Annotated in this window: 28 protein-coding genes; 14 read left to right on the forward strand and 14 right to left on the reverse strand. The window is 55.9% G+C overall.

Going from position 1 to position 25,095, the window contains the following annotated elements:
* Positions 1-33: 33 nt before the first annotated feature.
* From SYC_RS12355 to SYC_RS12380, 6 genes are all read left to right on the forward strand, one after another.
* Complete coding sequence (locus SYC_RS12355; RefSeq protein ID WP_011244651.1) at positions 34-420, forward strand: DUF1257 domain-containing protein; 387 nt, start codon at positions 34-36, stop codon at positions 418-420.
* Entirely contained in the window at positions 420-812 is a 393-nt protein-coding gene (locus tag SYC_RS12360; RefSeq protein WP_011244652.1) for a ferredoxin, read from the forward strand. Before SYC_RS12355 ends, SYC_RS12360 begins: the two co-directional genes overlap by 1 nt.
* Positions 813-814: 2 nt before the next feature.
* Positions 815-1,576, forward strand: a complete 762-nt coding sequence (locus SYC_RS12365; RefSeq protein ID WP_011244653.1) for a class I SAM-dependent methyltransferase — start codon at positions 815-817, stop codon at positions 1,574-1,576.
* 27 nt (positions 1,577-1,603) lie between these two features.
* On the forward strand, positions 1,604-2,788 hold the full coding sequence (locus SYC_RS12370; RefSeq protein WP_011244654.1) for an aldo/keto reductase: 1,185 nt from the start codon (positions 1,604-1,606) through the stop codon (positions 2,786-2,788).
* Between the two features lie 215 nt (positions 2,789-3,003).
* On the forward strand, positions 3,004-3,966 hold the full coding sequence (gene sigA2 / locus SYC_RS12375) for a circadian expression RNA polymerase sigma factor SigA2 (RefSeq protein ID WP_011244655.1): 963 nt from the start codon (positions 3,004-3,006) through the stop codon (positions 3,964-3,966).
* Between the two features lie 206 nt (positions 3,967-4,172).
* Positions 4,173-4,718 carry an HPP family protein gene (locus SYC_RS12380; RefSeq protein WP_011378167.1) on the forward strand — a complete coding sequence of 182 codons (546 nt, stop codon included), beginning with the start codon at positions 4,173-4,175 and terminating at the stop codon, positions 4,716-4,718.
* A 14-nt stretch (positions 4,719-4,732) separates the two neighbouring features.
* Here SYC_RS12380 and SYC_RS12385 read toward each other — a convergent pair whose 3' ends face one another.
* The 3 genes from SYC_RS12385 to SYC_RS12395 form a co-directional block, all read right to left on the reverse strand.
* Positions 4,733-5,143 (reverse strand): acyl-CoA thioesterase, encoded by a 411-nt coding sequence (locus SYC_RS12385; protein WP_011244657.1) that lies wholly within the window; start codon positions 5,141-5,143, stop codon positions 4,733-4,735.
* A 146-nt stretch (positions 5,144-5,289) separates the two neighbouring features.
* Positions 5,290-6,474 carry an NAD(P)H-quinone oxidoreductase subunit H gene (locus SYC_RS12390; protein ID WP_011244658.1) on the reverse strand — a complete coding sequence of 395 codons (1,185 nt, stop codon included), beginning with the start codon at positions 6,472-6,474 and terminating at the stop codon, positions 5,290-5,292.
* Between the two features lie 258 nt (positions 6,475-6,732).
* The gene (locus SYC_RS12395; protein ID WP_011244659.1) at positions 6,733-7,752 is read right to left on the reverse strand and encodes a type I glyceraldehyde-3-phosphate dehydrogenase; all 1,020 of its coding nucleotides are present in this window, start codon (positions 7,750-7,752) and stop codon (positions 6,733-6,735) included.
* Positions 7,753-8,030: 278 nt separating this feature from the next.
* On the opposite strand from SYC_RS12395, the gene murC reads away from it, so the two are divergent.
* Both murC and murB read left to right on the forward strand, forming a co-directional pair.
* A complete protein-coding gene (gene murC, locus SYC_RS12400) occupies positions 8,031-9,467 on the forward strand; it encodes a UDP-N-acetylmuramate--L-alanine ligase (protein WP_011244660.1) in 1,437 nt (478 codons plus the stop codon).
* A gap of 10 nt (positions 9,468-9,477) precedes the next feature.
* Positions 9,478-10,383: a UDP-N-acetylmuramate dehydrogenase gene (murB, locus tag SYC_RS12405; protein WP_011244661.1), complete on the forward strand. Its 906-nt coding sequence runs from the start codon at positions 9,478-9,480 to the stop codon at positions 10,381-10,383.
* Positions 10,384-10,423: 40 nt separating this feature from the next.
* Here murB and SYC_RS12410 read toward each other — a convergent pair whose 3' ends face one another.
* From SYC_RS12410 to SYC_RS12435, 6 genes are read right to left on the reverse strand one after another with little or no spacing between them, the layout of a single operon-like run.
* Positions 10,424-10,849, reverse strand: a complete 426-nt coding sequence (locus SYC_RS12410) for a heavy metal-responsive transcriptional regulator (RefSeq protein WP_011378165.1) — start codon at positions 10,847-10,849, stop codon at positions 10,424-10,426.
* 44 nt (positions 10,850-10,893) lie between these two features.
* Positions 10,894-12,153 carry a SufS family cysteine desulfurase gene (locus SYC_RS12415; RefSeq protein WP_011244663.1) on the reverse strand — a complete coding sequence of 420 codons (1,260 nt, stop codon included), beginning with the start codon at positions 12,151-12,153 and terminating at the stop codon, positions 10,894-10,896.
* A 9-nt stretch (positions 12,154-12,162) separates the two neighbouring features.
* Positions 12,163-13,491, reverse strand: coding sequence for a Fe-S cluster assembly protein SufD (gene sufD / locus SYC_RS12420; protein WP_011244664.1), 1,329 nt, complete (start codon positions 13,489-13,491; stop codon positions 12,163-12,165).
* Positions 13,491-14,276: a Fe-S cluster assembly ATPase SufC gene (gene sufC, locus SYC_RS12425; RefSeq protein WP_011244665.1), complete on the reverse strand. Its 786-nt coding sequence runs from the start codon at positions 14,274-14,276 to the stop codon at positions 13,491-13,493. Before sufC ends, sufD begins: the two co-directional genes overlap by 1 nt.
* Positions 14,277-14,321: 45 nt before the next feature.
* The gene (sufB, locus tag SYC_RS12430; RefSeq protein ID WP_011244666.1) at positions 14,322-15,761 is read right to left on the reverse strand and encodes a Fe-S cluster assembly protein SufB; all 1,440 of its coding nucleotides are present in this window, start codon (positions 15,759-15,761) and stop codon (positions 14,322-14,324) included.
* A 47-nt stretch (positions 15,762-15,808) separates the two neighbouring features.
* On the reverse strand, positions 15,809-16,171 hold the full coding sequence (locus tag SYC_RS12435) for a ferredoxin-thioredoxin reductase catalytic domain-containing protein (protein WP_011244667.1): 363 nt from the start codon (positions 16,169-16,171) through the stop codon (positions 15,809-15,811).
* Positions 16,172-16,346: 175 nt separating this feature from the next.
* On the opposite strand from SYC_RS12435, the gene sufR reads away from it, so the two are divergent.
* From sufR to SYC_RS12450, 3 genes are read left to right on the forward strand one after another with little or no spacing between them, the layout of a single operon-like run.
* On the forward strand, positions 16,347-16,991 hold the full coding sequence (sufR, locus tag SYC_RS12440; protein ID WP_011244668.1) for an iron-sulfur cluster biosynthesis transcriptional regulator SufR: 645 nt from the start codon (positions 16,347-16,349) through the stop codon (positions 16,989-16,991).
* On the forward strand, positions 16,988-17,398 hold the full coding sequence (locus SYC_RS12445) for a hypothetical protein (protein ID WP_011244669.1): 411 nt from the start codon (positions 16,988-16,990) through the stop codon (positions 17,396-17,398). Before sufR ends, SYC_RS12445 begins: the two co-directional genes overlap by 4 nt.
* Entirely contained in the window at positions 17,395-17,880 is a 486-nt protein-coding gene (locus SYC_RS12450; protein WP_011244670.1) for a phosphoribosyltransferase, read from the forward strand. The genes SYC_RS12445 and SYC_RS12450 overlap by 4 nt, the downstream gene beginning before the upstream one ends.
* A 45-nt stretch (positions 17,881-17,925) precedes the next feature.
* Here SYC_RS12450 and SYC_RS12455 read toward each other — a convergent pair whose 3' ends face one another.
* The 3 genes from SYC_RS12455 to SYC_RS12465 are packed head-to-tail and all read right to left on the reverse strand — an operon-like array spanning position 17,926 to position 20,194.
* On the reverse strand, positions 17,926-18,513 hold the full coding sequence (locus SYC_RS12455; protein ID WP_011244671.1) for a thioredoxin family protein: 588 nt from the start codon (positions 18,511-18,513) through the stop codon (positions 17,926-17,928).
* Positions 18,514-18,560: 47 nt separating this feature from the next.
* A complete protein-coding gene (locus SYC_RS12460) occupies positions 18,561-19,673 on the reverse strand; it encodes a sensor histidine kinase (RefSeq protein ID WP_011378162.1) in 1,113 nt (370 codons plus the stop codon).
* 5 nt (positions 19,674-19,678) lie between these two features.
* A complete protein-coding gene (locus tag SYC_RS12465) occupies positions 19,679-20,194 on the reverse strand; it encodes a hypothetical protein (RefSeq protein WP_011378161.1) in 516 nt (171 codons plus the stop codon).
* A 152-nt stretch (positions 20,195-20,346) separates the two neighbouring features.
* Here SYC_RS12465 and SYC_RS12470 point away from each other — a divergent pair, with 152 nt between their 5' ends.
* Together SYC_RS12470 and lspA are read left to right on the forward strand one after the other, a co-directional pair.
* Positions 20,347-20,928: a biotin transporter BioY gene (locus SYC_RS12470; protein WP_011244674.1), complete on the forward strand. Its 582-nt coding sequence runs from the start codon at positions 20,347-20,349 to the stop codon at positions 20,926-20,928.
* 27 nt (positions 20,929-20,955) lie between these two features.
* Entirely contained in the window at positions 20,956-21,447 is a 492-nt protein-coding gene (gene lspA / locus SYC_RS12475) for a signal peptidase II (protein WP_011244675.1), read from the forward strand.
* Positions 21,448-21,498: 51 nt separating this feature from the next.
* Here lspA and SYC_RS12480 read toward each other — a convergent pair whose 3' ends face one another.
* Positions 21,499-22,980 carry a PLP-dependent aminotransferase family protein gene (locus SYC_RS12480; RefSeq protein WP_231621285.1) on the reverse strand — a complete coding sequence of 494 codons (1,482 nt, stop codon included), beginning with the start codon at positions 22,978-22,980 and terminating at the stop codon, positions 21,499-21,501.
* Positions 22,981-23,179: 199 nt separating this feature from the next.
* Here SYC_RS12480 and SYC_RS12485 point away from each other — a divergent pair, with 199 nt between their 5' ends.
* A complete protein-coding gene (locus tag SYC_RS12485; protein WP_011244677.1) occupies positions 23,180-23,488 on the forward strand; it encodes a hypothetical protein in 309 nt (102 codons plus the stop codon).
* Between the two features lie 45 nt (positions 23,489-23,533).
* On the opposite strand, the gene SYC_RS12490 is transcribed toward SYC_RS12485, so the two are convergent.
* Entirely contained in the window at positions 23,534-25,084 is a 1,551-nt protein-coding gene (locus SYC_RS12490) for a phytoene desaturase family protein (protein ID WP_011244678.1), read from the reverse strand.
* Between the last annotated feature and the right edge of the window lie 11 nt (positions 25,085-25,095).

Below are 25,095 nucleotides of genomic sequence, written 5' to 3' on the forward strand. Positions count from 1 at the left end.
CCTGCCCAGTTCGTTTGTCGGATAGAGGTTTTTATGTCTCACTTCAGCCGCATCAAAACACAGATTCGTAACCTCAACTTTCTTCAGTCGGCATTGACAGACCTCGGCATCGACTGGAAAGCAGGGCCTGTGCCTGTGCGGGGCTACCAAGGACAAACAGAAACGGCCACGGTGGCGATCGAGCAAAACAATGGCTACGACATTGGCTTCCGCTGGAATGGCCAAGAGTATGAACTGGTGGCTGACCTGCAATATTGGCAGCAACCTCTGACGGTGGAGCGTTTCCTCAGCCGAGTTACCCAGCGCTACGCCTATCGCACAGTACTGTCGACCACGGCCGATCAAGGCTTCCAAGTAGCGGAAGAAGTGAAGCAGGCGGATGGTTCGATTCGCTTGGTCGTCCAGCGCTGGAATGGCTAATGACGACGCCGGACCGTAGCGGGCTAGAACCAGAACTCGGAGGCAGTCTCCGTCATGGTCAAGCCCGCAGCGGCCTAGAGCCAGAGCTTGGGGGTGAGCTGCGTCAGAAATTAGTCTGGGTAGACGAAGTGACCTGCATCGGCTGCCGCTACTGTTCCCACGTTGCCACCAATACCTTCTACATCGAGCCGGACTACGGGCGATCGCGAGTGGTTCGGCAGAATGGTGACCCTGAAGAGCTCGTTCAAGAGGCGATTGATACCTGTCCCGTGGATTGCATCCACTGGGTCAATCCCAGCGAACTCCGTCAACTAGAAGCTGAACGTCGCAATCAAGTCATCATGCCGCTGGGCTTTCCCCAAGAGCGCTCGAAACAACGGCGACGAACTTAAACGTGTCTTTCTCTGATCATTTCTCAGCGGTCGCAGCCAGCTATGCCAAGGCTCGGCCTCGCTATCCGCAGCGTTGGTTCCGCTACTTGGCGCGCATAGTACCCGATCGCCAGCGGGTTTGGGATTGCGCCACGGGCAATGGTCAAGCGGCGATCGCCCTTGCGGAATACTTCAGCGAAGTGATTGGCAGCGATGCCAGTGCTGCTCAAGTTCGACAGGCCCGATCGCATCCGCGCGTTCAGTATCTAGTCTTTCCGGCGGAAGCGACCCCTTTAGCACCTGCCAGTCTGGATTTAATCACCGTTGCTCAAGCGGCTCATTGGTTTGATCTGCCGCAGTTTTACATCGAGGCGCAACGGCTGCTACGCCCGGGCGGGGTGATTGCCCTCTGGGGCTACGGTCTAGGCAGCCTCAATCCGGCGATCGATCACGTCTTCAATCACTTTTATCGCGACTGGCTGGATCCCTATTGGCCCCCAGAACGGCAATGGGTGGAGCAAGCCTACGAGGGGCTCTCCTTCCCCTTTGAGCCGCTGCCGACGCCGACCTTTTCGATGCAGTGCGATTGGACCCTGTTCGATTTGTTGGCCTATCTGCGGACTTGGTCTGGGGTGCAGCAATTTCAACGGCAGCGCGGCTTCGATCCGGTCTGGGCGATCGCGCCAGAACTGCAACGGGTTTGGGGCGATCCCCAGCGCTATCGCCGCATCACTTGGCCCCTGTTTGCCAAGGTGGGTCGCTGGCAGCCCGATCGCGTTCGTTAGGATCACAGAGCCGCCCGATCCACTCCGATGCGCTACCGACGCTTTGGCCGAACCGAGCTTGCCATGCCCGTGTTTTCCTGTGGGGGCATGCGCTACCAGCAGTCTTGGAAAGATGTGGACTGGCCGGAGATCTCGGTTGAGAGTCAAGCCAACCTAGAAGCGACTCTGGCGCGATCGCTAGAGTTGGGCATCAATCATATTGAGACAGCCCGCTATTACGGCAGCTCAGAACGGCAGCTCGGTAAAGCCCTAGCCGCCTATCCGCGATCGGAGATTATTCTGCAAACGAAGGTCCCCCCCAGCGAAGATCCGGCGGAATTTCTAGAGACCTTCGATCGCAGCATGAGCTTGCTGCAGACTGATTACGTCGACCTGCTGAGCATTCACGGCGTCAATAACGCAGAACTGCTGGATTGGGCGCTGCGCAAGGGCGGCTCTTTAGATGTGGCGGAACGACTGCAAGCAGAAGGACGGGTTCGCCACATCGGCTTTTCGACCCATGCACCGCTGCCAGTGATCCTAGAGGCAATCGCTAGCGATCGCCTTAGTTATATCAATCTGCACTGGTACTACATCTTCCAGACCAATCAAGCCGCGCTAGAAGCTGCCCAAAAACACGACATGGGTGTGTTCATCATCAGCCCCTCTGATAAGGGCGGACACCTCTACTCACCGCCGCAAAAACTGGTCGATCTCTGCGAGCCACTGCACCCCATGGTCTTCAATGACCTCTTTTGCCTCAGCCAGCCCCAAATCCATACCCTCAGCATTGGTGCGGCGCGGCCCAGTGATTTTGATCGCCACTTGGAAACCTTGCCCTTGCTTGACCAAGCGGATCAGGTATTGCCGCCAATCTTGGAGCGCCTCGAAGCAGCTGCCACTGCTGCACTGGGGCAAGACTGGCTGGACACCTGGATGGTTGGCTTGCCCACCCCTGACACCACCCCGGGGGAAATTAATATCCCGACGATTGTCTGGCTTTACAATCTTGTGCAAGCTTTCGACATGGTCAAATACGCCAAAGCTCGCTACAACTTGCTTGGTAATGGTGGCCACTGGTTTCCGGGGCAAAGGGCAGGACAGTTTGATCCAGTTGCACTCTCCGCAGCCCTCGATCAAAGCCCTCATCGCGATCGCATTCTCCAAATTCTCAAGGAAATGGATGCTTGGTTGGGGGGTGAGTCTGTCGTTCGACTCTCCCAAAGCAGCTGATCCTTAAGACGATCCCCTGCGCGATCGCCCAGACTTTAGGGAACTTTAAGGATACTTACAACGTCCTGCTAGGCAGTGAAGCTTTTAAGGGTGCCTAGTCATGTCAGCTTGCGCCACTACAGCCAAGAAGCTCATTCCGGTTTTCCCTACCTAGTCAGTCAAACTCATAACGATTATGATTTGGCCATATTGCTCTCCCTTCCCTCTTCACCACCATGTCTACCTCCTCCGCTCAATACAGTCCTGATTTAGTCCGTGCTTACCTGCAAGAAATTGGCCGGGTGCGGCTGCTGACCGCTGAAGAAGAGTTGTGCTTTGGCCGACAGGTTCAGCGCCTGATGATGCTCTTGGATGCTCAAACCGAGCTGCGCGATCGCTTGGGGCATGAGCCTAGCAAAGAAGAATGGGCTGCTGCTGTTGACCTGAATCTCGAAGATCTCGATCGCCAAATTGAGCAAGGTCAGCGGGCGAAACGCAAAATGATTGAGGCCAACCTGCGCCTCGTTGTTTCGATCGCCAAGAAATACCAGAAGCGTCACATGGAATTCTTGGATCTCATCCAAGAAGGCACACTGGGGCTGGAGCGTGGTTTCGAAAAATTCGATCCCTCCAAAGGCTACAAGTTCTCTACCTACGCCTACTGGTGGATTCGCCAAGCTATTACCCGTGCGATCGCCCAACAATCCCGCACGATTCGTCTGCCTATTCACATCACTGAAAAGCTGAACAAGCTCAAAAAAACCCAGCGCGAACTCTCGCAGCAATTGGGCCGCAGTGCCACAGCTTCAGAGCTGGCAGAAGTGCTGGAGCTGCCACTGGAGCAGGTGCGGGAATACATCCAAATGAACCGCCAGCCAGTATCGCTCGATGTCAAAGTAGGTGACAGCCAAGACACTGAATTGCAGGAACTGCTGGAAGACGAGCAGTCTTCGCCCTCAGATTACGTGGAACAAGAATCGCTACGCCGCGATCTACGCAATTTAATGGCAGAACTGACCCCCCAGCAACAGGCCGTGATTGCCCTGCGCTACGGCTTGGATGAAGGTGACAGTCTGTCGTTGGCCAAAGTCGGCGAACGCCTGAATATCAGCCGCGAACGCGTGCGGAAACTAGAGCGCCAAGCCATGGATCACCTACGTCGCCGCAGTCGTCTTCTGGCGGAATACGCAGCTAGCTAGGTTGTGGTGAGGGCGTGGCTCAACGACTGTCGCCGGCTGAGCCTGCTGGAATCAAGACTCTGACTGCCCGAGGTTCACTCCCCTCGGGCTTTGTTTTGGGGGAGTGATGGCGATGATTAGCAACTTGCATGTTCAGGTTTTGTCACAACCGCAAACTGGGATGGTTTAATGGGCTCAAGCTTGCAAAAAGTAGCAAATAATACAAAATGGCACCGCGATCGCTCAGACGGCTGCATTGGCATTGGGAGCAACAACGATCGCAATCAGACCTGATTCAGCCCCGCTACTCTCGGCAACAAGTGCTGGCATCTTGGCTCGGAGCCCTCGTCGGTATTGGTCTTTTGGGCTGGTTGACCCAAGCGAGTGGCTACCCTTTGGTAGCAGCTCCCATGGGTGCGACCTCGGTGTTGCTGTTCGGCTTACCCAATAGTCCTTTGGCGCAGCCGCGCAATGTCATTTTGGGCAATGGGCTCGGTGCTCTAATTGCTGTTCTGTGTGTGTTGCTCTTGGGTGCTAACCCTTGGAGCATGGGCTTTGCTGTCGGTGTCACGATCGCTCTCACCCAATTGTTGCGCTGTGTCCATCCTCCGGCGGGTGCAGTTGCTCTCCTCGGAGTGATTGTCAAAGCGAAGTGGGCTTACATCCTGCTGCCTGTTTTGAGCGGATCGATTCTCCTGTGCGTGATTACGGCGCTCTATAGTCGCTGGGCACCCGATCGCCATCATCGCCGCTATCCTGTGCACTGGCTCTAGCTAATCGACGTTCTTTAATCGGCAGTGATCTGCAACCAGTCCTGAAGTCGTTCGGGCAAGGGCGATCGCTGTCTTGTTTGGCTTTCTAGGCAAAGGTGAATGGTTTGGGCTGTGGCCACTGGCTGATGGTTGTGGCTGAGACGATAATCAACCCGAAAGCGATCGCGACCCAAAGCGGTAGCCTGTAACTCAATCTCTAGGCGATCGCCACAGTAGGTCGGACGTTGGTAGTCGATTTCGGCGTGCACAATTGGGAGGATGACCGATCCGCGATCGCTAAAGAAGCTACGAAGCTCAATCCCTAGTGCTGCGATCGCGGCTTCGTAGGCTTCGTGGCAAATCGACAGCAGTTGGGCAAAGTAGACCACGCCTGCAGCATCCGTATCTCCAAAGCGAATCACGCGTTGAAACTGATAGTCTGCCACGGCTCTAGCCTCTGCCAGTTAGTGATAGCAGCCATTGTTTTAGTCGCGACAGGCTCAAGGGAAGAAACAAGAGGCTTAAGCCCCTTGTCCTAACCCGCTCTGTCGCTACCCTTGTCAGACAGCGAAGAATCGCAGCCAAGCCGTTGTTAGCGATCGACGGAACCCATAATCACGTCGATACTGCCGAGAATCGCCATAATGTCAGCGACTTTCACGCCTTGCAGCAACTGCGGCAAGATCTGCAGATTGTTGAAGTCAGGGGCGCGGATTTTGAAGCGCCACGGGCAGATGTCATCCGCCCCTTGGATAAAGACGCCCAGTTCCCCTTTGCCACTTTCCAGACGCACATAGTGCTCGCCTGCTGGAATCTTGAAGGTCGGCGCGACTTTTTTGCTGACGTACTGGTAGTCAGGGCCGTACCATTCCGACTTCTTGCCCTCGGCCATTCGCCGCGCTTCGAGATTCTCGTAGGGGCCGCCGGGAATTCCAGCGCAAGCCTGACGGATGATCTTCAGCGACTCGCGCATCTCTTGAACGCGCACCCGGTAGCGGGCAAAGCAATCACCCTCCTCCGCGGTGATCACGTCCCAATCAAAGTCGTCGTAGCACTCGTAATGATCGACACGGCGTAGATCCCACTTGACGCCGGAGCCGCGCAGCATTGGGCCGGACAGACTCCAGTTCAGCGCTTCTTCCCGGCTAATCACGCCAATACCTTCAACCCGCCGACGGAAGATTGGGTTATCGGTAATCAGCCGTTCGTACTCATCCACCTTGGCTTGGAAGTAATCGCAGAAATCGATGCACTTTTCGAGCCAACCGTAGGGTAGGTCAGCAGCAACCCCACCAATGCGGAAGTAGTTGTTGTTGATTAAGCGCTGACCTGTGGCAGCTTCCCAGAGATCGTAGATTAGTTCCCGCTCGCGGAAGATATAGAAGAACGGCGTTTGAGCGCCGACGTCCGCCAAGAAGGGGCCTAACCAGAGCAAGTGGTTGGCAATCCGGTTTAGCTCCAGCATGATCACCCGGATGTAGCTCGCCCGCTTAGGAACGGGAATATTGGCGAGCTTTTCGGGGGCATTGACCGTGATGGCTTCGTTGAACATGCCCGCCGCATAGTCCCAGCGGCTGACGTAGGGCACGAACATCACATTGGAGCGGTTCTCAGCAATTTTCTCCATGCCGCGATGGAGATAGCCAATGACTGGCTCACAGTCGATGACGTTTTCGCCATCCAGCGTGACAATCAAGCGTAAAACCCCGTGCATTGACGGGTGATGCGGGCCCATGTTGAGCACCATTGGCTCGGTGCGGGTCTCCAGCAAAGCCATGCGGCGATCGCTCCTAATCGTCACTTCTCTGAATTATAGGTGGCGAGCTGATTGGCTCTGCTTTCAGCCAACTGAAATTCAGCCCTAATAGCATTTGGATTCCTGAACCTAGGGATTGAAAATCCGTCATTTCACCCTAATCGGGGCCTGATGGATTGATCGAATCTTGGCTCCTGGGGTGTTCTCTCTTGGCCACAAAAAAGCCTCCCGTTATGGGAGGCTATCTTGACTAGAAATTAAGAGGGTTTGAACAAAGTCCTAAGCGGCCCATTTGCGAGCGGCCAGTTCAGCCAAGTCGACAACTCGTTGGCTGTAGCCCCACTCGTTGTCGTACCAAGCAATTACTTTGACGAGATCGCCATCCATTACCAAGGTCAGGCTGGAGTCAACGATCGAAGACTCGTCAGTACCCCGGAAGTCGGAAGAGACCAAGGGCAGATCCGAGTACTTGATGATGCCCTTCATCGTCGTTTGAGAAGCTTTTTGCAGGACTTCATTGACCTGCTCAGTGATCGTCGGTTTCTCGACTTGAACCACCAAGTCAACGACAGACACGTTTGGCGTAGGAACGCGCAGCGCAATCCCGTTTAGTTTGCCTTTCAGCTCGGGGATCACCAAAGCAACGGCTTTAGCAGCGCCGGTCGTGGTGGGAACGATGTTAACGGCTGCAGCCCGAGCCCGACGTAGATCACGGTGGCTGGCGTCCAAGATGCGCTGGTCCAGCGTGTAGCTGTGGGTGGTGGTCATCGTGCCTTTGATGATGCCAAAGTTGTCATGCAGAACTTTGGCGACCGGTGCTAAGCAGTTGGTGGTGCAGCTTGCATTGCTGATGACTGCGAAGTCTTCGTGGCGGTATTCCGAATCGTTGACACCGATGACGTAGGTGCCGACACCTTCGCCTTTACCAGGAGCCGTGATCGGAACTTTCTTGGCCCCGGCTTGGATGTGCTTGGATGCGCCTTCAGCGGTGACGAACACACCTGTAGATTCAATGACGAGATCGATATCCCACTCTTTCCAAGGCAGGTTGAGGGGGTTGCGATCGCAGACGATTTTCATCGTCTTGCCGTTGACGGTGATCGAATTTTCGTCGTAGCTGATGTCGGCGTTGAACCGGCCGAGAACAGAGTCGTACTCCAGCAGGTGAGCAGCCGTCCGTGCATCCGAGGTGTTGTTAATGGCCACAACCTCTAGATCGGTGTTCTGCCGTCCAAACCAGCAACGGAGAAAATTCCGGCCAATACGGCCAAAGCCATTGATCGCAACTCGAATCGTCACTGCCCTATACCCTCGTACGTGCGTTCAGGTGTAAATACCTATTAAGCTTCATGATCATACTGCATTGAGACTCGCTCTTTCTGCTCGATCGTGGGGAAGAATGCTAAGCTAAGCCGCCGCCTGTGGTGGCATGAGGGTGGAACCACGATCAGATCTGTCCTCCCCGATTAGCTTGGGGAAAACAGTAAAAACGTGGGTTCAGATCACGGCTTGTTTGTCAGAGCTTGCTATGATATCGCCGGATTTGAGTCCCTTGGTGTGGACGTGAGGGTTGACGGATGACGATCGCGGTAGACCTACAGGGGCGCCCCTTTCACTTCATCGGAATCGGGGGCATTGGCATGTCGGCTCTTGCTCAAGTGGTGACCGAACGACAACTGCCAGTTTCTGGCTCTGATATTCGCCGCAGTCACATCACCGATCGCCTCGCCCAGTTGGGCGCTCAGATCTTCGATCGCCAGGCAGCCACCAACCTAGAGTTTTTTCAGGAAGCGGTTTCGGCAGGCCAGTCGCCCCAGGTGATTTGTTCAACGGCCATCCACGCCCATAACGAGGAGTATCAGGCAGCAATCGATCTGGGCTGTCCGGTCTTCCACCGCTCTGATTTATTGGCAGCACTACTGCGGGTTTACGAGAGCATTGCGGTTGCCGGTACCCACGGCAAAACAACCACCAGCGGTTTGATTGCCTATCTGCTCTACCAAGCCGGACTGGATCCGACCGTCGTCATTGGCGGCGAAGTCAACGCTTTGGGGGGTAATGCTCGCTTGGGCCAAGGCCGTCATCTAGTCGCTGAAGCTGACGAATCGGATGGTTCTCTGGTCAAGCTGCAAGCCGCGATCGGGATCATTACGAACATTGAGCTCGATCACCCGGATCACTACTGCGATCTGGAAGCGGTGATCAGTACTTTTAAGACTTTTTCGGACAATTGTTCCCAACTGATTGCCAATTGGGACTGCCCTACCGTTCGCGATCGCCTGCCCGGCACGATTAGCTACAGCCTCGACCCTGCCCGGGGTGCAGACTACACCGTCGATCAAGTCAGCTTTCGGGGGAGTGGCACCCAAGCACGGATTTGGGAGCGAGGTGAACTATTGGGACGGATTCACCTGCCGCTGCTGGAAGCGCATAACCTCAGTAATGCTCTGGCTGCGATCGCGGCTTGCCGCCATCTCGGAATGGACTTTGCCAGCATTCGCGAAGGGCTAGCAGGTTTTGAAGGGGCACGGCGTCGCTTTGAGTTCCGGGGATCGGCCCAAGGCATCCAGTTTGTTGATGACTATGCCCACCACCCCAGTGAACTGGCAGCAACCCTAGCGGCAGCGCGGTTGCAGATCGATTCGGGCTGTAGTCGGCTGCCCGAAGTGCCCAAGCGCTTGGTGGCTATTTTTCAACCCCATCGCTATAGCCGCACCCAAGCATTTTTGGCCGAGTTTGCCCAGAGTTTTGGCCCAGCTGACCTCGTGCTAATCAGTGATATCTATGCAGCGGGTGAGCGCAATCCGGGGCAGTTGAGCGGTCAAACTCTCGCCGATGCGATCGCTCAGTACCAGGCCAATGTGCACTATGCACCGGATCTGGAAGCTGTGGAGCAACGGCTGCATCAACTGCTGCAACCTGGTGATTTGGCCCTCTTTCTGGGTGCAGGCAACCTCAATCAAGTGATCCCGAGATTGCTGGACCATTACGCTTGCGATCGCTCGGCAGCCTGAGGGCGCGATCGTGACTGGCGCGGTTTCGCTGCTAGAGACCCTGCAGCAAGCGGTCCCCTTGGCTGGGTTCACCTCTTTCCGAGTGGGGGGCCTGGCTCAGTTCTATGACGAGCCTGCTTCGGTTGAGGCGATCGCGACAGCTTGGCAGTGGGCAAGATTGGCGGACTTCCCAGTCACCTTTTTGGGGGCTGGTTCCAATCTGTTGATCAGCGATCGCGGGTTGCCGGGACTCGTGCTGAATCTGCGGCGACTACAGGGCGCGACCTTTGATCTGGCGACCGGCTGCGTTGAGGTTGCTGCGGGAGAGCCGATTCCCCGTCTCGCTTGGGCCGCTGCTCGTCAAGGCTGGTCGGGTTTGGAATGGGCGGTAGGGATTCCCGGCACTTTGGGCGGGGCTGTCGTTATGAATGCCGGGGCGCAGGGTGGTTGTATGGCCGATATCCTCCAATCCGTCCAGGTGATCACGGATCAAGGCCTTGAAACTTGGTCACGCGAGCAATTGCAGTACGACTATCGCCATTCAGTGTTGCAAACAGGTCATGCCTGTGTGGTTTCGGCCCAATTGCAGTTGCAGCCAGGCTTTGAGCGATCGCAGGTGCTGACGACTACCAGCACGAACTTCCGCCAGCGCAAGCGCACTCAGCCCTACCATTTGCCCAATTGTGGCAGTGTCTTTCGCAATCCTGAGCCTCAGAAAGCGGGACAACTAATTGAAGCTTGTGGATTGAAAGGCTATCAAATTGGCGATGCGCAGGTCTCAGAATTACATGCCAATTTCATTCTGAATTGTGGTGCGGCGCGGGCTCAAGATATCTTGAGTTTAATTCGCCATGTTCAGGGAACTGTCGGCGATCACTTTGGTGTGAACTTGCATCCCGAAGTGAAATTGCTGGGTGAGTTTCAGGACGTTATCTGACTCGAATCGCGATCGCTCAACTCCTCTCGCTCTATTGCGCTCAAGTTTGGGGAATGGTTGCAATTAACGGACAGATTTCTGACTTCGTTACCGTTTGAGGGGTGGGCGTCTGCTGCCAGCGATCGCGATAGGATTCGAGCTGCGCCTTAAAGGTCTGAATCTGCTGGAGCTTCTCTTCTAGGGTGGCGATCTTTTGATTGAGCAATGTCTGCACGAGGCTGCAGGGAGGCGTGCCTTCGGCATAGACCGTTAAAATCTGCCGAATTTCCTCCAGCGAAAATCCTAAAGTCTGTGCCTGACGAATAAATTGCAGCTGCTGAATGGTTTGGGGCTTGTAATAGCGATAGCCATTTTCACCCCGCGTGCTGGGTTGAATCAGTTGCAGAGTTTCGTAATAGCGAATCGTGCCAACGGCGACACCGACTTGTTTGGCAATTTCACCAATTTTGAGCAGTGTAGCGGTCAATGCTAGGAGTCCTTGAACAACAGCATAAGAAGCGATTGTAAGCGCTAGCTGAAAATCGCTCCAAAGAACTCAACGGCTTCCTTGAGAGACTCGATCAGACGATCGATCTCGTCAGTCGTATTGTAGAAATAACAACTAGCCCGCGCCGTTGATTGGACTTGTAATTCACGGTGCAGTGGCTGAGTGCAGTGATGCCCGGCTCGAATCGCAATGCCTGACTGGTCGAGGATGGTCGAGAGATCGTGGGGATGGACTGCACCGGCGGTAAAGGCGGCGAGGGCAGCGCGATCGCGATCTTGCTCCGGCGTAGGTCCGTAGACGGTCAGCTCAGGAATTTCTGCCAGCCGTTGGAAGAGGTGTTGGGTTAGCTGCTGTTCGTAGGCGTGAATGCGATCCATGCCGATCGCGGTTAGATAATCAATCGCCGCGCCCAATGCGATCGCTTCTCCAATTGCCGGTGTTCCTGCTTCGAATTTGTGAGGAAGATCGGCGTAAGTTGCGTGATCAAGGAAGACATCGGCGATCATTTCACCACCGCCGAGGAAGGGCGGCATTTGACGCAACAGGTCGAGCTTGCCGTAGAGGAAACCAATGCCCGTCGGTGCACACATTTTGTGGCCAGAGCCAACCAGCCAATCGCAATCGATCGCCTGAACATCGATCGCCTGGTGGGGAAGACTTTGGCAGGCATCAATCAACACCCGCGCACCCTTGGCATGGGCGAGCTGACAAATTTCCGTGACCGGATTGCAGCAACCTAGCGTATTAGAAACATGGACGACCGACACCAGTTTGGTGCGATCGCTGAGGAGGCTACGGAACTGCTCGAGGTCGAACTGACCGGTCTCAGTCACCCCGACGAATTTCAGCGCCGCTCCTGTTTTCGCTGCCACAAACTGCCAAGGGATTAGGTTGCTGTGGTGCTCCATCGCCGAGAGGATGATCTCATCACCGGCTTGGAGAAAGTTCATGCCGAAGCTGTAGGCGACGAGGTTGATCGCCTCGCTGGCATTGCGGGTGTAGACAATCTCCTGTTCCGTCTTGGCGTTGATGAACCGCGCCACCTTTTGCCGTGCCCCTTCGTAGGCATCCGTTGCCTTGCCGCTCAGGGTGTGGACGCCGCGATGGACGTTGCTGTTGTAGCCCTCGTAGTAATCGACGAGGGACTGGATCACCGCTCTCGGTTTTTGCGAAGTGGCCGCATTGTCGAGATAGACCAAGGGCTGACCGTTGACCTGCTGCTGCAGGATCGGAAAGTCGGCACGAACCTCAGTCGCAAGATTGGTCAGGGCGATCGCAGTCATGGTTCAGCTCTAGGAGGCAGGGGACGGCTCGGGACGTTCGGCGCGGCAGCTGACGCAGCGGCTCAGGGCTTCGCGTAACTGGGCAGACGGCAGTTTTTGCAGGATTTCGCCAGCGAAGGCTTCAATCAGCAAGTGAGTCGCTTCGGCTTGGTTGAGGCCGCGACTTTGCAGATAGAAAATCTCGTCTTCACTCAGTTGGCTGACAGTTGCACCGTGGCTGCACTTGACGTCATCAGCGACGATTTCTAGTTGCGGCTTAGCGTCAATCCGTGCACGGGACGACAGCAACAGATTTCGGCTCAATTGTGCGGCATCGGTCTGCTGGGCGATTTGCGGCACCACCACGCGACCACTGAACACCGCCCGACCGCGATCGCTGGCAATGCACTTATGTAGTTGCTGGCTGCGGCCGTGGGGCTGGTTGAAGAACATGCCGCTGTGGGTATCGACGAGGCGATCGCCATCCGCCAGACTCAAACCGTCCAGAATCGTCTCGGCCTGAGAGCCATCCTGGGCGGCAAGGTAGTTGTGGCGCGACAGATGAGCGCCAGTGCTGACGGCAATGCCGTGGTAGCGACTGTCTCGTTCTTGCCGAACTGCAGTTGTGCCGATATGAATGGCGCGATCGCCATCTCGTTGGACGCGGCTGTGTTTCAGTTGGGCGTTGGCACCGAGTTGGATTTCGGTGACAGCGTTTACGAAGTAATCCGCCGTGCAGTCATTGCCGAGCGGCGCAAAATCTTCGATCAGGGTCAGGGCGCTATTCGCGCCCAGTTCAATCAAGGCACGAGGCTGGCTAAACGCTGTCTCGCTGGTGCTGCTGCTAATCCAGAGCAGATGCAGCGGTTGGGCGATCGCAGCTCCGGCGGCAACGCGAATCACGGCTGCTTGCCCAAAGCCTGCCGTATTCAGCGTGGCAAACAGGTCGTCGGCCAGTAAGTTTTGGGCGATCGCGGCATCAAAGCCCACCGTCAGGCTCAGTCCTTCTGGCCAATCCGCGCTGGAGAGATCGGCGCGAAACTGACCATCGACAAAGACGGCTCGTAGCGGTACATCCGCCAGCAACAGCGGTTCGACAAATTCAGCCTTTGCCTGAGCTGGAGCAGCGACAAAGGAGCGCTTGGGCAGCAGCGACAGATCGGTAAAGCGCCAGTCTTCAACCTTGGTCGAGGGAATCGCCAGATCCGTGAGGCGATCGCGGGCTTGGGCCTGTAACGATTCAGCGCCTGCAGCGGACTGCCCCAAGTCCAGCAGTTGCTGCAGAACGGTTTGTCGCTGCTCAACGGCAGAAATCGGTGCGGCGTCGGAGTTGACTTGCTCCAGCACAGAAAGCGTCATTAGACTGCCGCTCCTGCCAAAGCTTGATCCACCCATTCGTAGCCGGTTTCTTCCAGCTCCAGCGCCAACTCGGGGCCGCCGGTGCGGATGATTCGGCCTTCCGCCATCACATGGACAAAGTCGGGTTTGATGTAGTCGAGCAAGCGCTGATAGTGCGTGATCAAAATCGTGGCGTTGTCAGCATTGGTCAACTGATTGACGCCATCGGAGACGATCCGCAGAGCATCAATATCTAGCCCCGAATCGGTTTCATCCAAGATCGCCAGACTTGGCTCTAGCAGTGCCATCTGCAGAATTTCGTTGCGCTTTTTCTCGCCGCCTGAAAAGCCTTCGTTGACACCCCGACCGAGGAAATCAGGATTCATTTTGACCACATCCAAGCGAGCTTCCACTAACTCTTGGAAGTCAAAGGCGTCCAATTCTTCTTGCCCCGCAGCTTTGCGACGGGCATTGACCGCCACGCGCAGGAAATCGAGATTGCTGACGCCGGGAATTTCCAGCGGATATTGGAACGCTAAAAAGACTCCCGCTTGCGATCGCTCTTCCGGTTCGAGTGCCAGCAAATCCTGCCCTTTGTAGGTGATACTGCCACCGGTGACACGGTAGGCCGGATGCCCTGCCAGCACTTTGGATAGGGTGCTTTTGCCGGAGCCATTGCGGCCCATAATCGCGTGGATTTCACCGGCGCGAACTTCGAGGTTGACGCCCTTGAGAATGGCCGCGTCCTCCACCTCAGCGGTCAGATCCTGAATCGACAGGATCACATCACTGTTTTCGATAATCACGAGTCGTTCCTAAGCAGAAAGCGATGGGTCAAATGAAGAAGGTAGTTAGCCGACGGAGCCTTCCAGTTTGAGGCTGAGCAAGCGATCGGCTTCGACGGCAAATTCCATCGGTAGCTGGTTGAAAACGTCCTTGCAGAAGCCGCTGATCAACATTGACACTGCGTCTTCGAGGGAGATGCCGCGTTGCTGGAAGTAGAAGAGCTGGTCTTCACCAATCTTGCTGGTCGAGGCTTCGTGCTCAACTTGAGCGCCAGCATTCTGGACTTGGATATAGGGGAAGGTGTTGGCTGCGGCGCGATCGCCAATCAACATCGAGTCGCACTGGCTGTAGTTGCGCGCCCCCGTCGCCTGTGGCCCCACTTTGACCAAGCCGCGGTAGCTATTCTGCGATCGCCCAGCGGAAATGCCTTTGCTAACGATCGTGCTGCGGGTGTTTTTGCCGATGTGCACCATCTTGGTGCCGGTGTCAGCTTGCTGGCAGTTGTTGGTCAGCGCTACTGAGTAGAACTCACCGACACTGTTGTCACCCACCAGCACGCAGCTTGGGTACTTCCAAGTAATCGCCGAACCGGTTTCCACCTGCGTCCAAGAGATCTTGGAGTTGCGACCCTTACAGAGGCCGCGCTTGGTCACGAAGTTGTAGATGCCACCTTTGCCATTCTCATCGCCGGCGTACCAGTTCTGGACGGTCGAGTATTTGATCTCGGCATCATCCAAGGCCACCAGTTCTACCACCGCCGCATGCAGTTGGTTGGTGTCGAACATCGGTGCGGTGCAGCCTTCCAAGTAGCTGACATGGCTGCCTTCCTCGGCAACGATCAGCGTCCGCTCAAACTGACCGGTATCGCCACTGTTGATTCGGAAGTAGGTCGACAGTTCCATCGGGCAGCGCACGCCCTTGGGAATGAAGACAAAGGAGCCGTCGCTAAAGACCGCCGAGTTGAGCGCCGCGAAGTAGTTATCGCCGATCGGCACCACACTGCCGAGGTACTGCTTCACCATCTCGGGATATTCCCGCACGGCTTCGGAGATTGAGCAGAAGATCACGCCTTCTTCGGCGAGCTTTTCGCGGAAGGTGGTTGCGATCGAAACGCTGTCGAACACGGCGTCGACGGCCACATTCGCCAGCCGCTTCTGTTCACTAAGGGGAATCCCCAGCTTCTCAAAGGTTTCCAGCAGCGTTGGGTCAACTTCGTCCAAGCTCTGCTTCTTCTCAGCTTTTTGCTTGGGAGCTGCGTAGTAGACGATGTTTTGGTAATCGATCGCGGGGTAGCCCACCGCCGCCCAATCGGGCTCCTCCATCGTCAACCAACGACGATAGGCCTTGAGCCGAAACTCCAGCATCCACTCCGGCTCTTCTTTCTTGGCAGAAATCAGACGCACGACCTCTTCACTGAGACCTTTCGCAATTTTTTCGGTCTCAATATCCGTGACGAAGCCGTATTTGTAGGGCTGGTTAACCAGCGCTTGCACCGTGGCGCTCATGAATTGCGGTTCTCTCTCGGGGCGGCAGCAGACGGACGGGGAACAGGCTAAGCAGGCTGGGTCGTGGCACGGATTTGCTCAAGGCTGATCTCTTGATTCGGCCCGGCAAATTCGTTATCTGGCGTCAAGAACAGCATGCAGTGGCATTCCTTGCGCTCCCGCATGGGCACGCAGGGACAGTTCCAAAACGCTACTTCCACTTCCGCTTGTTTGTCTTCGTAGTGGCGACAAGGACAGAGGGCGGCGCCCAAGTCTTCCTTGTGCTTGGCAAGGCCTTCCAGCACCACTGCCGTTACCCCCGGATCGACACAAAAGTAGGTGCCGCTCCGCTTGGCGTAGGTTTCAGCAAACTTCCGCATTGTCTCCAAGCTTTTGTCGGAGGCTGAAGCTGGGCTGGTCGTCTGGGTCATGGGAAGAAGAGGGGAATGACGAAGTCGGTATAATCTGGGTTGAACAACACAGACGTTGCTTAACTACCTTAGGTTATTTGAACAACATCAATGTTGTCAAAGTCTTGGGTCAAAGTGCGTCTGCTGCGATCGCTGCCAAGTCCAACCAGATTCCCTCTTGCATTGTAGAAAGCGAATGCCCCCCGCTCACAGCCCTACAACGAAAGAAGCGATTCTCAGTCTCTTGCTAGAGCAGGGGCAGGCTACATCTGCTGCGATCGCCGAAGCCCTAGCGATCAGTCTCCAAGCAGTGCGTCGGCATCTCAAGGATTTGGCCACGGAAGGCTTGATTGAGCAGGAAGCGGTGGTCGCTGGCCTAGGGCGACCCCAATATCACTTCCGGCTGAGTCGCCAAGGGCGATCCCAGTTTCCCAGTAGCCACGATCGCTTTGCGGTGGATTTGCTGGACAGTCTCTCCGAAATGCTGCCGCCCCAAGAATTTGAAGCGGTCTTGGCTCACCAATGGCGCCGCAAGGCTGAAACCTACCGCCGTCAGTTGGGGCAAGGCAGTCTGGCCGATCGCTTGCAGCAGTTGGCAGCCTTGCGCCAAGCCGAAGGATTTATGGCCGAAGTCCATCCAGCACCCGATCGTAGCCCGCCCGCTTTTGTGATCACGGAATATAACTGCGCGATCGCCAGTGTCGCTGAGTCTTTTCCCCGCGTTTGTGACCACGAGCTAGCCCTGTTTGCCGAAACCCTGCCCGACTGCCATGTGGAGCGCACCCACTGGTTAATCGATGGTGAGCATCGCTGTGGCTACTTGATTCAACCCCAACCATGACTGCTGATCCTTTTGCCAACTTGCTCAGCCTTGAGGAAGTGTCTGCGATCGAAGCGACCTTGCTCCCCGCTCGCGATCGCTTCTCTTTGCGACTGGCGGCCTATTCCCTGCGTCTCCTGCAAGCCTTGGCTGCTGATCAGCAATTGGCGATCGCCGCGATCGAAGCCCCTCAGCTTCAAACTTGGCTGCAACAGTCTCCCCAACTTGCTGAGGCCCTAAAGCAACAAGGTTTGACCGTCGATCAGTCGTTTCTCGACTTTTGGACAAGACTGTTGCTCTCCGCAAAGCAACCTTTGATGCAAGCAGCCGAATTGGCGGCAGTCTCGCTGGAACAGTTGCAATTGACGACGGTGATCGACTGGTATCGCCAGCAATTTCAGCCGAATGCTGGGTTGCCGACGGCATGACGGCTGTTTTACAGGTCAATTGGCTGGCCTATCAAGCCCTGATCGAGAAAGTTGCGATCGCGATTGACCAATCAGGCTGGAGGCCGCAGCAAGTGTTAGCGATCGCACGAGGTGGGCTCTATCTCGGCGATGCACTCTCGCGCATTCTGCAAGTGCCGCTGGCCGTGATGGCCGTGCAGTCCTATGGCGGTGAGGCGGGACGCGATCGTGGGGCTGTCCAGATTGGTGCCAACATCGCCATGACCAGCGATCGCCTCTTGAGTCCGCTACTGCTGGTTGATGACCTGGTGGATTCTGGCGAAACCCTGCAGCAGGCGATCGCTTGGTTGCAACAAACCCAAGACGTGACGGAGCTGCGAACGGCTGTCCTGTGGCAGAAACCTAGTAGTTCGTTTCAGCCAGATTTTGCTGCCCAAGTCCTGACTGATAATCCTTGGATTGAGCAACCATTCGAACTCTACGATCGCTGGAATCGCCGATAACTCAGGCTGCTGACTAGGCTGTCTTAGCAGGCGCTTGGCTGAGGATTAGACCAGTTGAGCGCCGTAGTAATCCGGCTCTTGGCCCGGATGCCACTTGATGTTGCAGCCAATGCTAGGTTTTTGGTCAGCGCTGGGAGCGTCTCCTGTGAGGACTGCCGTAATCGCGGCTCGCAGGTCGGCCCCCGTCACTGGGCGATCGCTACTGGGGCGACTGTCATCGAGTTGACCCCGATAGACCAAGCGGCGATCGCGATCGAACAGGAAGAAATCGGGGGTGCAAGCGGCGGTGTAGGCTTTGGCGATCGCTTGGGTTTCGTCCAGACAGTAGGGGAAGGTAAAGCCGAGTCGCTCAGCCTGGGCTTTGAGCTGCTCCGGGCCATCTTGGGGATGGGTTTCCAAGCTGTTGGGGCTGATCGCCACAATGCCCAAGTCGAGGTAATCCCGTCCAATCGCAGCCAGTTCTTCCTCGACGTGTTTGACAAACGGACAGTGCTGGCAGATGAACATCACCAAGAGGCCGGCGCGATCGCTGAAATCTGCTAACTGAACAGTTCGGCCCGATACCACATCCGGCAGAGCAAAATCAGGCGCCGCAGTGCCTAAGGCCAGCATGGTCGAAGCTGTTTTTGCCATCATCCCTGAGCAGAATTCATCTGTCCTTGATGCTGTCGGATTCTGGCCTAGTCATCAAGTTCCGAGTCTGGGTGATCGCCCGGAAAACTGATGATATGCAGGTCAATGCCTTGACCCCGCAGCCGTTGCAGCAGGCGATCGGTCAGGGGTCGCTGCCACCACCATAGCCGTCGGCTGGTCGGACTTTCGCCAATCACCACCTGTGTGACGCGCTGTTCCGTCGCAACCTTGACGATCGCTCCCACTACATCGGTGCTTTCTACCCGCAAAAAAGCGCCCTCAAACATCCCGCAGAGGCGATCGCAGGTTTCTAGCTGCAGGACTTCGGCCTTGGTCAAAAACCGTTGCGGGTCTGCCACAAACAGGACGTAGAGCCGGGCATCCATTGCGCCACTCAGGCGGGCAGCCCGTCGGAGGAGACGGATCGATTGCGGATGGGTGGAGAGACAGACCAAGACACGCTCTCGTACACTAATGGCACCGGTACGAGTGCCAGCGGCTTGCTCTTCAATGCTGTCGGCGACCGATCGCAGCGCTAGTTCTCGCAGGGCAACGAGATGGTGCCGCCGGAAGAAATTTGTGAGTGCTTGCGGCACCTTATCGAGGGCATAGATCCGCCCTTCCCGCAGCCGTTCTTCTAGGGTTTCAGGTGTGACATCGACCACCACGACTTCGTCCGCTTCCTCCAGCAGGCGATCGGGAATTCGTTCGCGTACGATCACGCCGGTGATCCGCGCCACCAAATCATTCAGGCTTTCCAAATGCTGGATGTTGACGGTGGAATAGACATCTAGACCCGCCGCCAGCAACAGTTCTACATCCTGATAGCGCTTCTCGTGCTCTGAACCTGGGGCATTGGTGTGGGCCAGCTCATCGATCAGTACTAGCTGAGGCTGTCGCTGCAGGATGGCTTCGATATCCACTTCACTGAGGACAACCCCGTTGTAGTCGAGCTGACGCGGGGCGACTAGCTCCAGTCCTTGGGCTTGCTGGCGGGTTTCCTGTCGTCCGTGGGTTTCCAGAAGACCAATGACTACGTCCAGTCCTTCACTGTGCAGCTGCTGCCCCTCCTGCAACATCCGATAGGTTTTGCCCACACCGGGGGCCATACCGATAAAGACTTTGTGGCGGCCCCGGCGGGCTTTGAGCAGTGTTGTCATGCCAGCTAGGAAAGGGAAACTGCGATCGCAGTGGGAGCCATCCATTCGGGTTGCCCAAGGCGGAGGCCAGCAGCACTGAGACTCTCGCAGGAGTTTCGGCTGCAGTAGCGTGCCCAACTGATCGTCAGGGCGATCGCCAAGATGCTGTAGCCGACGACCACAACCCAGCGCAGCCAGCGTCGAATTTGCGGAGGACTGCACTGCAGGAACGCCAAGATCCCCAGGGTGGCACCAACCACGAGGCCCAGCGGCAAGAGGATCACTGCAAACACCAGAACGTAAACGCCGGCGTAGGGACCGCCACCAATCAGGCCTGGAATGACGCCGATCGGGAGCAGGGTCAGCAGCAACACGCCCCAAAAACTACCCAGAACGCTGCCCAGAAGACTGCGCCGCCAGCGTCGATTGATGGCTCCAGCGATCGCGCCAATCAGACCGCCCCCCACCAGAGCGATCGCAGCGGCCGCGATCGTGCCTCGAATCAGGTCGAAGAGGACTTGTTGGAAGAGCAGAGCAATCATCACCGTTGCAACGGGTCTCAGCGCTGCTAGCGTACCCAATGGGGTCGGAAATGGCTTGGCGATCGGGGAATGGGGAACCGAGCGCAGACGGGAAGCGATCGCCGCGTTATGCTGCTTTGCGAGGTGGAGGCTGACCCTCGCAGGGGAAAAACTTGTCGCTAACGGGATTGCTCTGGGCCGGAATTGGATTGCTCCTGACGATCGCAGGAACTTTTATTGAACCGGCAATTTTGGTGCCGAGCTGGCAAGAAGGGAGTCTACGGTGGTTGACCTATTCGTTAACCAGCTCAGCCCAAGTGGCAGCAATGCTGCTCACGAGCTGCATGGGCGGCGCCGAAGCTAGTTTTCTAGCCCAGGTTGCTTATCTGGCCCTCGGCTTGAGCCGCTATCCCGTTTTTAGCCAAGGTGGCGGGCTCGGCTATTGGCAAGAGCCGGGCTTTGGCTTTTTGATTGGTTTCTTACCAGCCGCTTGGCTCTGCGGCCGTTGGGCGTTTCGGCAACCTGTCACGCTGGAGCATCTCAGCTTAGGTTGCCTGCTGGGTCTGGCGACGGTCCAGTTTTTTGGGGCTATCTATCTGGGGCTACTGACCTTAGGCGGTGGCTTACATGGCGGGGCCACAGCTTTGCCAGGTTTGCTCTGGCAGTACAACATTTGGCCCCTCTCGGGACAGTTGGCGCTTGTCTGTGGTGTCACCCTGATCGCCTTTCTGTTGCGACGGCTTCTGCTCTACTAGAAAGGTTGCTCTGTACCCCTGACTTGGATGATGCGCTTTCGCTATCCCGCCTTTTGGATTCCAGCACTGGGCGGCTTGATCTGCGATCGCCTCAGCAAGATCTGGGTGGTAACTGAGTTTCAGCTCTATCAAAGCTGGCCGATTTGGCCTCAAGTCTTCCACTTCACCTATGTGCGCAATTCTGGTGCTGCTTTCAGTCTATTTAGTGGCGGTAGTAGCTGGTTGCGCTGGCTGTCCTTTCTGGTCTGCTTTGGCTTAGCAATCTGGGCTTGGTTTGGCCCGCGTATGACCCGCAGCGAACAATTGGGCTATGGCTTCATTTTTGCGGGGGCGTTTGGCAATGGTCTCGATCGCTTCTACGATGGCTCCGTCGTTGATTTTCTCGACTTCCGGTTGATTCTCTTTCCGGTTTTCAATATCGCGGATGTCTTGATCAATCTGGGAGTTGCCTGCCTGATCATTTCCTTTCTGCGACCCCTTTGGACCCGTCCCCGATCGAGTAAGCCACCCTTGTCATGATTCAGTGAACCGATCGCGATCGCAGGGTTAGCGATTTGTCGATGGTAGTTCTCAAGACGATTGGATCTGAGCATGCAAGAGCTGCCCAAGCGTTTGAAGCGCCTGATGAATGGCTTCAGTAAACGGCAGGCCAAAGTTGAGCCGAAAACAATGGCGATAGTTGCCGGACGGAGAAAACATCACGCCGGGCGCAATGATGATTTGTCGCTGGCGAGCTACTTCGTAGAGCTGTAGGGTATCGACGTGTGGCGGCATTTCAATCCAGAGGACATAACCACCCTTGGGCCGCGAGACCTTAGTGATGGCTGGAAAATAATCACAGATGGCTTGGGTCATACTTTGCATTTGCGAGTGATGAGCCTGCCGGAGTCGGCGCAGATGGCGATCGTAGCCACCATTCGCCAGGAAAGCGGCAGTCGTGAGTTGCGGTGCGATCGCGGACATGTAATTCATTGTCATTTTTAGCTGCTCAACCTTGAGCTGATATCTGCCAGCAACCACCCAGCCCACTCTTAATCCAGGTGAGAGTGTTTTACTTACAGAAGCGCAGTAGAGAACCCGTCCATCTTGATCTAGGGCTTTAATTGCTTTCGGACGACTACCCTCAAAGTGAAGTTCGCCGTAGATGTCATCTTCAATTAGGGGAATATCGCAATGATTAAGAAGATCAATAATTTGCTTCTTCTTGCTGTCACTCATACAGCTTCCCAAGGGGTTACTAAAGTTGGTAATTAAGACACAGGCGACAACTTTTCGAGTTTTCAACGCTTCTTCGAGATGCTCGAGTGAAATGCCCTCTTGGGGATGGGTTGGTAGCTCTAGGGCTTTGAGATGTAAGGCTGAAAGAGTCTCAAGTAAAAGGTGGTAGGTAGGAGATTCAATCGCAACAGTGTCACCCGGCTTAGTAATGGCTTTGAGGGAAAGATAGAGGGCTTCTGTGGTGCCGTTTGTGATCACAATCTGATCCGGTGTGGCCGAACATCCTGCATCCAATAGCCGCCTAGCCACTTCATGACGTAATTCCTCACACCCTTGGGGTGAACCGTAGCAATGGGCTGCTGCCGGTTGGGTACGCAGAACTTGTCCCATCAAGCGGTTAAGCGTTGCAATGGGGAGCAGTTCAGTCCCGGCGATCGCAGACCCCAGACCGACTGTTTGGGAATCACAGACGGCGTTGCTAACGCGAAAAGCAAGAGAAATCTCAACTGGGTGATTCACCGCTGTAGGAGGGCTAAAACTAGGCTCTTCGGGCAGTGAATGCAGGGCAGATTTGACGAAATAGCCCGACTGAGGTCGTGCCTGGATTAAGCCCCGATCTTCCAAAAGGCGATAGGCTTCCAGCACCGTTGAGATACTGATGGACCACTGGCGATGGAGCTTGCGAACGGAGGGCAAGCGATCGCCCGGCTGGAGCGTTCCTTCAAGAATCAAGCGATGAATGCGATCGGCAACGGCTTCATAGAGCGTTTGGCTCGGGGCTGAATCAATCATTTTGGCTTCCATGGCCGCTCGCCCAAACGATAAGAGCAGCACAGTTAGGGCTTCTGATCGCCATAACAGTTGTGAACGGTCTAACTGTACTCCTTGCAATTTACTCGAACTGTCTCTGGTTTGTGGCCAGTTGCTTGATCAGAATTGAAAAAAGCGTGATCGCAGCAATCGTAAATTCACAATCTCTGTCAGAAATTCTGGATTTTGAGTAGAGCGATCGCAGGTTTAAGGAGATGGGAGTATGAAAGAATACTCAGTCCTCAATCAGGGCTTAAAAGTCCTAAATTCTAGTGATTTTTGGATTGTGATCGCTCGCTTGCATCATTCTGCTTTGAGCGAAATTTCAACCAGAATCAGGCAATCTCTAGACTTCTGTTTTGCGAGCATCTTGACAACGTCCGAGCCTAAAGTATCTCGAAAATACGATCGCGCCGGCAATCTCTACTTTGTTGTTGATGATCCTAAATCTGGGCAGCGTCTGAGCTTAGGGTCAGAACGCGAAGTCAGAATCTGGCTGGAGCAACGCTACTACTCAAGGCCCGATCGCTAAATCAATCCTTGACCGCTCGCTTGCCAGTTCTCGAGTGAGATTGACCTAAAGAACCCCAATCTCTTTGAGCAGTTTTTTCTGCTGGCTAGCAGCCACCAAAGCATGAGCGGCTAGCGCGCCGCTGGTGGCTACTGGCGGCACTCCAATACCCGGAAAAACGCTGGCGCCGCAGAGCAACAAATTGGGGATGGGGGTTTGACAACCGGGGAATAGGCCTTGGTCGGCCCCGATCGCGGGCCCATAGCTGCCTTGAAACGTGTTGAGATAGTGAGCCTGAGTGCGGGGTGTCCCTTCCAGGGAAATGACGGCGCGATCGCGGACATCTGGAATCAACTGTTCCAGTACATCCCAAAAGATCTGGCAGCGATCGCGTTTTTGCGCTTCATAGGCAGCACTACCCGGCTCCAAATCCTTCCACAATGCCCAGGGCTCATTGGCTGGGGTATATCCGTGCAGGACTTGATGGCCTGTGGGCGCAAGGTCAGGTTGCAAGAGCGACGGCATGGAGAGCACCACCATGTTGCGATCGGCTGTGATGCCTCGCTGCCAATCCCCTACCCAAACATGGTGTAGAGGCAGATGCTGAAGGTCATCGCCGCGAAGCCCCAAATGGAGATGCAAAAATCCGTGGCAAGCCGGAGTTTGTTGCCGCTGCTGCCGCCAACGAGTCGGTAGACTCTTCTCCGGTAGCAGATTTAGGGTGTCCCAAATGCTGGCGTTGCTGACCACGGCTCGCCGGGCATGAATCACCTGGTCATCAGCACAGCGCACGCCCCGGGCGCGATCGCCCTCCACCAAAATTTCTGTGACGCGGCTACGCACTTGCAAATTGCCACCGTGTTTTCTGAGGCCACGCACAAGAGCTTCGGCGATCGCTGCACTGCCGCCAACGGGATATTCCAAGCAGGCATCGGGTTCAAACCACTCACCGAACAGCGTTACCATCGCCGCTGCACTGGTTTGATCGGCGGGCAGGCCACTGATCAAAAAGCACAGCAACTCCACCCAGTTGAGCAGGAAGGGATCGCGGAGGTGCCGGCGAGCGATCGGGCCAAAGGCACCTCCCAAAGCGGCCATTCGTCCCAAATGGGGCAGCAATTTACCCGCACTGCCAGCCAAGGTGTTGATCAAACTCAGCCCCGGACGGAGCGCCAACAAAGGCAGAGCATTGGCCGCTGCACTGTAGGGAGCCAGCCACGTCATAAAGTCCTGCCATTCTTGAGCAGCTGCAGGCCCTCGCAAGGCCGTGACTGTTTTGAGGAAATCTGCGTTACCAACCCCGATCTGAAACGTGCCTTCTGGGAGTAACACGCCCCACTCTCGATAGGTCAAAACTGGCACCTCTTCGCCGATCGCCCGCAGCACCTGCGCTAGCGGGTTGGTGCTGGGCCAGCGGCTTAGTCCTGACCAAAGTGAAGGCCCTGATTCAAAGTGAAAGCCGCGTCGCTCGAAGCCATGGGCTGCGCCCCCGGGACGATCGTGGGCTTTTAGAACAAGTACTTCTAATCCATAGCGGGCTGCCAACGCTCCGCAACAGAGCCCCCCCAGCCCACTGCCAATCACAATCAGGTCAACAGATTCACGGGACGACGACATGAGGTGTCTCG

It is taken from the genome of Synechococcus elongatus PCC 6301, from assembly GCF_000010065.1.
Lineage (GTDB): Bacteria > Cyanobacteriota > Cyanobacteriia > Synechococcales > Synechococcaceae > Synechococcus > Synechococcus elongatus.

Coding starts and splice junctions, on each gene's coding strand:
- SYC_RS12355 (WP_011244651.1), top strand. CDS start 34: ATGTCTCACTTCAGCCGCATCAAAACACAGATTCGTAACCTCAACTTT.
- SYC_RS12360 (WP_011244652.1), top strand. CDS start 420: ATGACGACGCCGGACCGTAGCGGGCTAGAACCAGAACTCGGAGGCAGT.
- SYC_RS12370 (WP_011244654.1), top strand. CDS start 1,604: ATGCGCTACCGACGCTTTGGCCGAACCGAGCTTGCCATGCCCGTGTTT.
- sigA2 (WP_011244655.1), top strand. CDS start 3,004: ATGTCTACCTCCTCCGCTCAATACAGTCCTGATTTAGTCCGTGCTTAC.
- SYC_RS12380 (WP_011378167.1), top strand. CDS start 4,173: ATGGCACCGCGATCGCTCAGACGGCTGCATTGGCATTGGGAGCAACAA.
- SYC_RS12390 (WP_011244658.1), bottom strand. CDS start 6,474: ATGGCTTTGCTGGAGACCCGCACCGAGCCAATGGTGCTCAACATGGGC.
- murC (WP_011244660.1), top strand. CDS start 8,031: ATGACGATCGCGGTAGACCTACAGGGGCGCCCCTTTCACTTCATCGGA.
- SYC_RS12415 (WP_011244663.1), bottom strand. CDS start 12,153: ATGACTGCGATCGCCCTGACCAATCTTGCGACTGAGGTTCGTGCCGAC.
- sufD (WP_011244664.1), bottom strand. CDS start 13,491: ATGACGCTTTCTGTGCTGGAGCAAGTCAACTCCGACGCCGCACCGATT.
- sufB (WP_011244666.1), bottom strand. CDS start 15,761: ATGAGCGCCACGGTGCAAGCGCTGGTTAACCAGCCCTACAAATACGGC.
- SYC_RS12435 (WP_011244667.1), bottom strand. CDS start 16,171: ATGACCCAGACGACCAGCCCAGCTTCAGCCTCCGACAAAAGCTTGGAG.
- sufR (WP_011244668.1), top strand. CDS start 16,347: ATGCCCCCCGCTCACAGCCCTACAACGAAAGAAGCGATTCTCAGTCTC.
- SYC_RS12445 (WP_011244669.1), top strand. CDS start 16,988: ATGACTGCTGATCCTTTTGCCAACTTGCTCAGCCTTGAGGAAGTGTCT.
- SYC_RS12450 (WP_011244670.1), top strand. CDS start 17,395: ATGACGGCTGTTTTACAGGTCAATTGGCTGGCCTATCAAGCCCTGATC.
- SYC_RS12455 (WP_011244671.1), bottom strand. CDS start 18,513: ATGGCAAAAACAGCTTCGACCATGCTGGCCTTAGGCACTGCGGCGCCT.
- SYC_RS12460 (WP_011378162.1), bottom strand. CDS start 19,673: ATGACAACACTGCTCAAAGCCCGCCGGGGCCGCCACAAAGTCTTTATC.
- SYC_RS12465 (WP_011378161.1), bottom strand. CDS start 20,194: ATGATTGCTCTGCTCTTCCAACAAGTCCTCTTCGACCTGATTCGAGGC.
- lspA (WP_011244675.1), top strand. CDS start 20,956: ATGATGCGCTTTCGCTATCCCGCCTTTTGGATTCCAGCACTGGGCGGC.
- SYC_RS12485 (WP_011244677.1), top strand. CDS start 23,180: ATGAAAGAATACTCAGTCCTCAATCAGGGCTTAAAAGTCCTAAATTCT.
- SYC_RS12490 (WP_011244678.1), bottom strand. CDS start 25,084: ATGTCGTCGTCCCGTGAATCTGTTGACCTGATTGTGATTGGCAGTGGG.